4 protein-coding genes and 2 pseudogenes are annotated in these 7,196 nt (G+C 70.8%); 4 read left to right on the top strand and 2 right to left on the bottom strand.

Features of this window, described 5'->3' with window-relative positions:
- Window positions 1–262 precede the first annotated feature (262 nt).
- Window positions 263–538: pseudogene (locus ACFZBD_RS34915) on the bottom strand (IS701 family transposase); the annotation flags it as partial.
- A gap of 160 nt (window positions 539–698) precedes the next feature.
- Here ACFZBD_RS34915 and ACFZBD_RS34920 point away from each other — a divergent pair.
- The gene (locus tag ACFZBD_RS34920; RefSeq protein ID WP_391147722.1) at window positions 699–1,061 is read left to right on the top strand and encodes a hypothetical protein; all 363 of its coding nucleotides are present in this window, start codon (window positions 699–701) and stop codon (window positions 1,059–1,061) included.
- Window positions 1,062–1,303: 242 nt separating this feature from the next.
- Window positions 1,304–1,876, top strand: coding sequence for a hypothetical protein (locus ACFZBD_RS34925; RefSeq protein WP_391147724.1), 573 nt, complete (start codon window positions 1,304–1,306; stop codon window positions 1,874–1,876).
- 735 nt (window positions 1,877–2,611) lie between these two features.
- On the opposite strand, the gene ACFZBD_RS34930 is transcribed toward ACFZBD_RS34925, so the two are convergent.
- A complete protein-coding gene (locus tag ACFZBD_RS34930) occupies window positions 2,612–3,193 on the bottom strand; it encodes a hypothetical protein (protein ID WP_391147726.1) in 582 nt (193 codons plus the stop codon).
- Between the two features lie 470 nt (window positions 3,194–3,663).
- Between ACFZBD_RS34930 and ACFZBD_RS34935 the strand changes: the two are divergent.
- Window positions 3,664–3,969: pseudogene (locus tag ACFZBD_RS34935) on the top strand (hypothetical protein); the annotation flags it as partial.
- A gap of 205 nt (window positions 3,970–4,174) precedes the next feature.
- Window positions 4,175–4,381, top strand: a complete 207-nt coding sequence (locus ACFZBD_RS34940) for a YncE family protein (RefSeq protein WP_391147728.1) — start codon at window positions 4,175–4,177, stop codon at window positions 4,379–4,381.
- Window positions 4,382–7,196: the final 2,815 nt, after the last annotated feature.

Here is a 7,196-nt window from a genome sequence, read left to right on the forward strand (position 1 = left end):
GCCGCTACGAGCGCAAGCCCGAGCACTTCCTCGCCTTCACAGCCATCGCCACCAGCCTCATCAACTACCGGCGGCTCACCAAGTGAAACGAGGTCCTAGTACTGCAACGGTCCTTGTCGTGACGGTTGGGCAGGTTCTGGTGGTGTGTGGCCGCGTCGTTGGTAGTGGCTGATTCGGGCTTGGTGTTGTCGTCGGCGGCGCCGGTGGGACCAGTGCAGGACGTGGTCGAGCGAGGCTGGTCGGCGGTGGGTGAGGTGGTGGATCAGGCGTCTGAGCTCAGGGAGGCTGAGGGGGACGAGGCCGGAGGATCCGTTTCTGCTTTCCCGGTGTCGAGTTCGCGGGCCCACAGGATCGCGAGGCAGGCGTGGGCGGCCATGGCCAGGGTGATGTGGCGGTGCCAGCCGGGGTAGCGGCGGACCTGGTAGTCGTCCAGGCCGCATTCCTGCTTGGCGGTCTGGAAGCACGGTGCGTCGGACCGTCTGGGAGATGGTGCCCTCGACACCAGCACGAATGTCGTAGCGGGCCTTCCGGCGGGACAGTCACGGCTACACCTACTGGGCCGACGGCACCCGCCACCACCGCTCGGCCCCGGCCTCCGCAGCCCGGTCCGCGCAGCTGCGCGAAAAGGCAGCGCAAATAGGCCAGGGAGCGGACAAGAACCTGGCCATGTGTGCTGCCGCCGCAATAGCCTTCGACCGGTGCGGCCTGCACGGAACAGCAGAACTCGAAAAGTAAGCCGGGTATTTGACTACACAGTATTCAGGAAGAATGCAGGAATCCGCGGCAAGTGGACAAAGCCCCTGGCGACCGAACGGGCGATCAGCTATATGGAAGAGCAGGCGCAGGGGACGAAGTTCATCCTCATGGGAGAGCTGGAGGCCTCGCGGCTCCATGAGCTGAGCCGGAAGATTTTCCCCGGCTCCATCGGCCACTACTTCAGCGCGGAAAACCTTGAAGACGGGGCCCGGGCCTTTGATGCGTTTCTTTCCAGGAGCGCGCCGGTCCGGGAATTCGTGCAAACAGACAAGGAAATGTTGGATTCTCCGGGGTATGGAGAGTGATAATAACCGGCAACGCGGAGGCAGTCTGAAGAGCGGACAGCGCCGGCCCGCGCGGGCCGGCGTGGATCCCGCCCCCGCCGCCGGCGGCCGTCATGCGTCCCCCAGCAGGACTACGGAACACCGGCCGATCCGGGGACCCAGCTGCAGCGCAGCTGTGGCCGGCCAGGGGGCCTGGAAAGTAGATAAATCATTGGAAGATGGGGGTGTAAGGCTTCAACCGTAACCGTGAAGGGACCGGAAAAATGACTGTTGCGCGCAAGGCGGTTCTTGTTGTGACCCTATCGGGCTGCCTGACTGCGGGCATCGCGGGAGCGGCGTCCGCTACTTCTCCGGCACCTCAGGCCGGCATGTCTCCTTCCAGTGCCGTCGCATCTGCCCCGTATATGACGCCGGGGGATGATGTGCAGGCGCAGGGTGTGTACAACACGGTTCGCATCACTAATGACACCGGGAAGGACCTGAAGCTTACGGACATGCGGATCAAGGAACCGTCTGGCAAGGACTGGTGGGGTACGTATGAGCAGGTCATCGAGGGGCACCTGCATTTGTGGCGCCCTCTGCCTAATTCGTATGAGCATGACTCGACCATAAAGGCGGGGGCAACCCGCGAGTACGGAGTTACTGCATATTCATGGGCGACGCCTGTGGTAGAAATGACCTTCAAGGATGACGAGGGCCGTACCGCCAAGTATGAAACGATGTCTTATACCCACGGCGGTTCGCTACTGACAAAGCCGTTGTCAAGTGACTACTGGGTGGATGGCGTTGGCGCAACTGGAGGGCAGAAGACCAATATTTCCATCCAGAAGCGCTGAGTGTTGAGCTTTCCGGCCGGGGCCCGGACCGGAGGTATCCCGGAAGGTGCCGGGCGGCCCCGGGGGTGAAGGCCTGCTCAACACCACCGGATGCACCCCTGCTGCGACGACGGTGAGCACGCCGCATGCGGCGGTGGAGGAACGCGACCTGCTGGGGGGACGGTGAAGCAGGCCGGCAGCATCCGCAGGGTGAACTCACCAGCGACCCGGCGGCCCGCACCCTTCAGGCCGTGCAGTCTGAGGACGACGGACGGACCGCGAAAGGCCACGGACCAGGCCGGGCGTATCGCGGTCACTTTTCCGTGACGACCTGAGGCGGCCGGTGAAGACGGTGGCGCCGGACGGGATGACCCGGCTGACCGTTTATACCGATGCTGCCACCGCCGCCACGTCGGCGGCGCTGCCGCTGCCCGCCGGGCAACCGAACCCGCCGAGGCGGCCGCCGTCAGTACGGGAACTTTCGGCTATGCGGAACGGCCCGTCGCGGCGGGTTCGTCGTTTGCTGACGGCACGCAGCAGGCGGGGAGTTCGCAGTCCTATGGCAGTCTCGGCCGTATCGCTGAGCCGGGGCCGCAAGCAGCACACGGCGGTGCTTGTTTCCCCTGGGACACGGCCCGGCCGGCGCCGGGCACAGTCCCGGCCGGCGGCCTGGTTGGCGCGATGACCGCCGGTATGATGCCTGGCGGCCCCCGGGGGCCGCCAGGCACGGCACGGCGGGCCGGCATAGCCGGCCTGTCAGCGGAAGGGAACCACGGCCCCGTCTGCGGCGCCCACTGCGATCCGGCTGCCGTCACTCAACCCGAAGATGTAGGAGGGCTGCGTGACACCGGGATACAGCGGTTTGCGGAAGGTGACGCTGTCATAGGTCCCGGTGTAGCCGGCGTGCTTCAGCCGGCTGTCTGCTTCCCCGATATCGATGAAGTCCGAGGGGTTCCAGGTGAGTGCCTGGCTGCCCAGCCACGGCCGGCTATAGAGGGCCGGGTCAGAGAAGTCCCCGCCGCTGGTGGCCTGGATGACGGCGTGCCTGTTGCCGGGGAGGCGGAAGATGAACTCCCAGTCGGTGATACCGGTGACATCACTGGTGCTGCCGGAGGGAGATACTCCGCGCCCCTCCAGCAGTTCAGCCCCCTCGAATATCCCCATCCGCCCGACAGCCGCACTGGCCAGGCCGAGGAACGTCAGCCGGCTGCAGGGCTGCCCGGCCCGGGTGTCCTGGCAGTGCGACGGGCCCGCCCCTGCCGCCCAGACAGCGCCGGAGCCGGCCAGTGAGAACACACCCACAGCCGCCGCAGCCACCGCGAAAGACGTCTTCTTCATGATTCCCTTCCCTTCACGAGCACCCAGCAGGCCGCAGCCGGCCTGCTGTCCGGGCGGTGAGGCCGCTCCAGCCGCCGCGGGCCGGCCCGTACCGCAGCTCCTCAGCAGCACGCAGCCCGGCGGCGGCGGACGGCCCGGGCCGCCTGCCGCCACTGTGCGCCACTCCCGTCTGCTGCAGCCCCGCCGATCGGCCCGACGATCGGCCCGCCCATACGGCCCCGGCCCGCCAGAACCTGCCAGCCCGCAGCGCAGCCGCCCCGGGCGCCGGCTCCAGCCGCACCCGTGGCGGCCTCACGCCAGCCCGGCGCGCGTCTGCACCGCGGTGCCGGCCCTGCCCGGCCACCGTGTGGCCGGGCAGGGCCCTTCCTGCCCCTGCCGCGCCCCGGCGGCGGCCCCGGCAACCTCCCTTCGGCCCGCACAACAGCCCCGGTTCCCCGGCCGCAAAGCGTCTTAACGGCCAGGCAGCCGCGGTGAAAGCATCCCCGGACAGCCCCGCCGCCCAGCTCTGCGATGCCCGGAGGAACCAGACGTGCCCGTCCGCCTGCCACCTGTCTCCAGGCACCGCTCCAGCCCCGCATACCGCACCGCCCCCCCGCCCGGCCCCGCCGCAGCCGGGCACCACCGGGCCGCCCGCCCAGCCGCGCACCCTGCCCGGCACCGCCTGCAGCGCCAGCTACGCCTACGTCCCCTGCTACAGCAGCGGCAGCGTGTCCGTCATCGACACCGCAACCCGCACCGTCACCACCGCCATCCCCGCAGGCCCCGGCCCGCTGGCTGCCGCGATATCCCCCGACGGCACGCGCCTGCATCGCCCTGGGCGGTCACGTCACCGTCATCGACACCGCCACCCACACCGCCGTCCGCCTGCCCCTCTACGTCTGGGGACCGCCCACCGGAGCCGCCTACACACCCGACGGCAGATGCCTCTACGTCACCACCCGGGCCACCCACATCCCGGCAACCCCCGCCAAAAAAGTACAGATGATCGACACCGCAACCGGCCTGCGCACCGCCGCCGTCCCCGTCGACGGCACACCCCTGGAACCCGCCGTGAGCCCCGACGGCGCCCGCCTCTACATCACCACCCAGACCAGCAACACCCTCCCCGTCATCGACACCGCCACCCACACCGTCACCGCCACCATCCACCTCGGCGGCAGCCCCGCTCGGATAGGGCTCACCGGATAACGGGTTGGTGTGCAACCCGCCCGCCAGCACACCGGCCCCGCCGGCCGCAGGCCCCCCCGTCACCGCAGTCGGCAACAGAGGCCACCGCCCCCTGCAGGCCCGGAGCTTTCCTGCCGGCGCCGCCCCGCCTGCTGCACTCCGGCCAGCCGGGGCAGGCACCGGGCGGCGGCCCGCACAGCGGGCAGGCTCCGAGGCCAGCTGCTTCAAGGGCCAGGACGGTCCGGCACTGCTTGCACCCGCCCCGCGTCCCGGCAGGTTCCGGCCGCCCGCTTGCCGCGCGGGGGCACCCAGGAACGAGATACACCCCCCGGGGCTGCTGCCAGACCCGCGCCCCCGCCCCCGCAGGCGCTGGACCACCGGGACGGGCAGCACCCCAGACCGGGCGTCGCAGCACGCGGCACCTGCGGCACCCGCCGCTGGAGAACACTCCCCGCAGAACACCGTCCTGCCGGGCACAGCGCAGCCCTCGCGCTGTGCCCGGCCCGCCGCTGCGGGCCGTCTCCCCGCCGCCTCCACACTCTGCGCAGCCCGTGATGACCCCGCCCGGCCCCGTCGGCAAGCGCTCCCGCCCTGGATGCTGCCCAGCCGTGAAGGCTGGCCAGCACGGGCCCTGCGGCCCGCCGCCCACGCAACGCGTGCCACAGCGGGAGCTGTTCACCCCCGCCGCACTGGGCGCCTGGCGTCTGCCTCCTCGGGAGCCCCGGCGGCGGGCGGCGGGGCTCCCGAGGAGGCACGGCATGTTGCCAGGCATACCTGGTCGCACCGGTGCATGCTGGGGGCGGCGGAGGACATCGGCCTCCTTTGGTCGGGCCGGGCCATGTCCTTCGCCGCCCTCCCTCCGGCCTCGCTGGCTCCCGCCGGCCAGGGGAGGGGCACACCGCCAACCGCCCTGCACCGCCGGGACTTTGCACTGAGGGCCGGCGCTGCCAGATGCTGCGAAAGCGCACACCGCAGAGCTGCGCCGCACAGACCAAGCCGCCCCCGGCAGCTGCCCGGGGCATGCTGGCCCTCACCCGGCACGAGAAGCCCCCGGGGCATGCCGGGCAGACCCGGAACGAAGGCACAGCAGCCGCCTTCAGCGGCTGCGGGCAGCCCATGGGCTCAGCACAGGAAGCCCGGCCCGCGCCTGCCAGCCCAGGACCCGGCACCCGCCCCGCGGCCTGCCGCCCGGAGCGGAACAACGCTGCCGGGCGGCGGCTGCCTGAGCGCGGGCAGCCGGGACCGGCAGAACCCTCACCAGCGGCGCTCCCCGCACCACACGGCTTTCCGTTACCAGCCCCGTCTGCCCACAAGGACGCTGTACGGCCACAACACCTGCGGCGCAGTGCGGAAGCCACGGGCTGGCTCGCCGTCCGCCCGCTGGATGAAAACAGACCACGGGGCTCCGCCAGGCCGGCTTCCGCATCCCGGCTCCTTTCTTCGGGGAACCGTCCGGCGGGACCCACTTCCCGCATACCAGGGCCGGGCCCTGCCGTCAGCGCGCCCTAGCCGCCGCCCGGCCCGCCACAGCCCCCTGCCCCGGCAAAGCCCCTCGTATATAGTCCTGCTCAGCCTGGCCCGATATGGCGTGGCCAGGCGAGGCCCCGGTGCCCCGACGTCTGGGGGGCAGTACCGCCGGGGCCGCCCCAGCACCCGCCCGGCAGGCGGCCTCCCGCGCAGCTGCACCGCAGGCACATGCCGCATCATCCCGTGCCAGTGGGCGTGTAGATGTAGGTCTCGGCATCCGCGTACTCAGCAGCGATACTGTCGCAGTACCGCTCGGCCGCCGCCCGGGCCGCAGACGGAGTATTGAAACCACGGTCTGAAGCACGCTCCTGTCGCCCCTCAGCCGTCCACACCGCCTGCCAGCGCCACGCACCTCCCGAGGTATACACCGGGGCGACAGTGATCTCAAACGTCACCTCCCCGCCTCCCGGCCGGTCTGCAGCAGCCGCGCGCGCTGGAGGACACTCAGCCCCATCGGCCGCTCAGCACACCTTTCCGGGACACAGTGCACGCACCGCACCTGCGCAAAACCGGCCGCTGGCCTCCCAAGCCAGCACGCCCTGGGGCGGACCAGCCGACGAGGGCGGGGGAGGGGGCGGCCCTGGGCAGGTGCCACAGGGGCGTCACCACCGCTGTGCTCAGGCTCCTTCCCGCATTCTCTGCCAGGCACAGGCACTTCCGGCTGCCCCTGGCCGCTTGCCCGGTGGCCGCCGCAAAGACGCAGCATGACCCCGTATCCGGGAGCACCGCCAGCAGGACGCAGTCCGCGGCCGCCCGCCAGGCCCCGGAAGACCCCACAGGCCTGCAGCTGTCCGGGCATGCCGCCCCGGGCCCGGCGGCCAGGCGGCCGCTGACCTGCCAGCGCACCGTCCACTGCTCAACACCTCCTCCTTGGCCGCCTGCACCCGCACCTGCCCCTGTCCGCCCTGGCGGGCAGGGGCAGGTGACCACTTCGCCGCTCCAGCAGGCTGTCGGCATAGCCGGTCACCGCACCTCCCGGCCGCCATCAGCCTGCACACAGACCCAGAGACCGCATCACGCACACCAGAACCTATTTGCGGGATGCTTAACGCAACCTCTGCGCCAGGTGAAGGCATACCCGCAGTAGGTGTGCGGGGCCAGCGGCGCCGGAAGCAGCCCGGGCAGGGCGGAGGAAGGAGGCACCTCGATGCCGGGCCGGGCGCTGGCGGCGGGAGAGGGGTCCGGCGGCCGGGCTGGGCTGAGGGGGAAACAGCCGTGGGCCCGCTCCCGGAAATCGCCAGAAAACCGGGGCGGGCCCACACGTGGAGGCGGCGGGAATCGAACCCGCGTCCTGCGGAGGTACAGCAGA

The sequence above is a fragment of the Streptomyces sp. NPDC008121 genome, assembly GCF_042957155.1.
Classification (GTDB): Bacteria; Actinomycetota; Actinomycetes; order Streptomycetales; family Streptomycetaceae; genus Streptomyces.

What these genes read in the sequence shown, in the direction of transcription:
- ACFZBD_RS34940 (WP_391147728.1), top strand. Translation starts at nt 4,175, where the DNA reads ATGATCGACACCGCAACCGGCCTGCGCACCGCCGCCGTCCCCGTCGAC.
- ACFZBD_RS34930 (WP_391147726.1), bottom strand. Translation starts at nt 3,193, where the DNA reads ATGAAGAAGACGTCTTTCGCGGTGGCTGCGGCGGCTGTGGGTGTGTTC.
- ACFZBD_RS34925 (WP_391147724.1), top strand. Translation starts at nt 1,304, where the DNA reads ATGACTGTTGCGCGCAAGGCGGTTCTTGTTGTGACCCTATCGGGCTGC.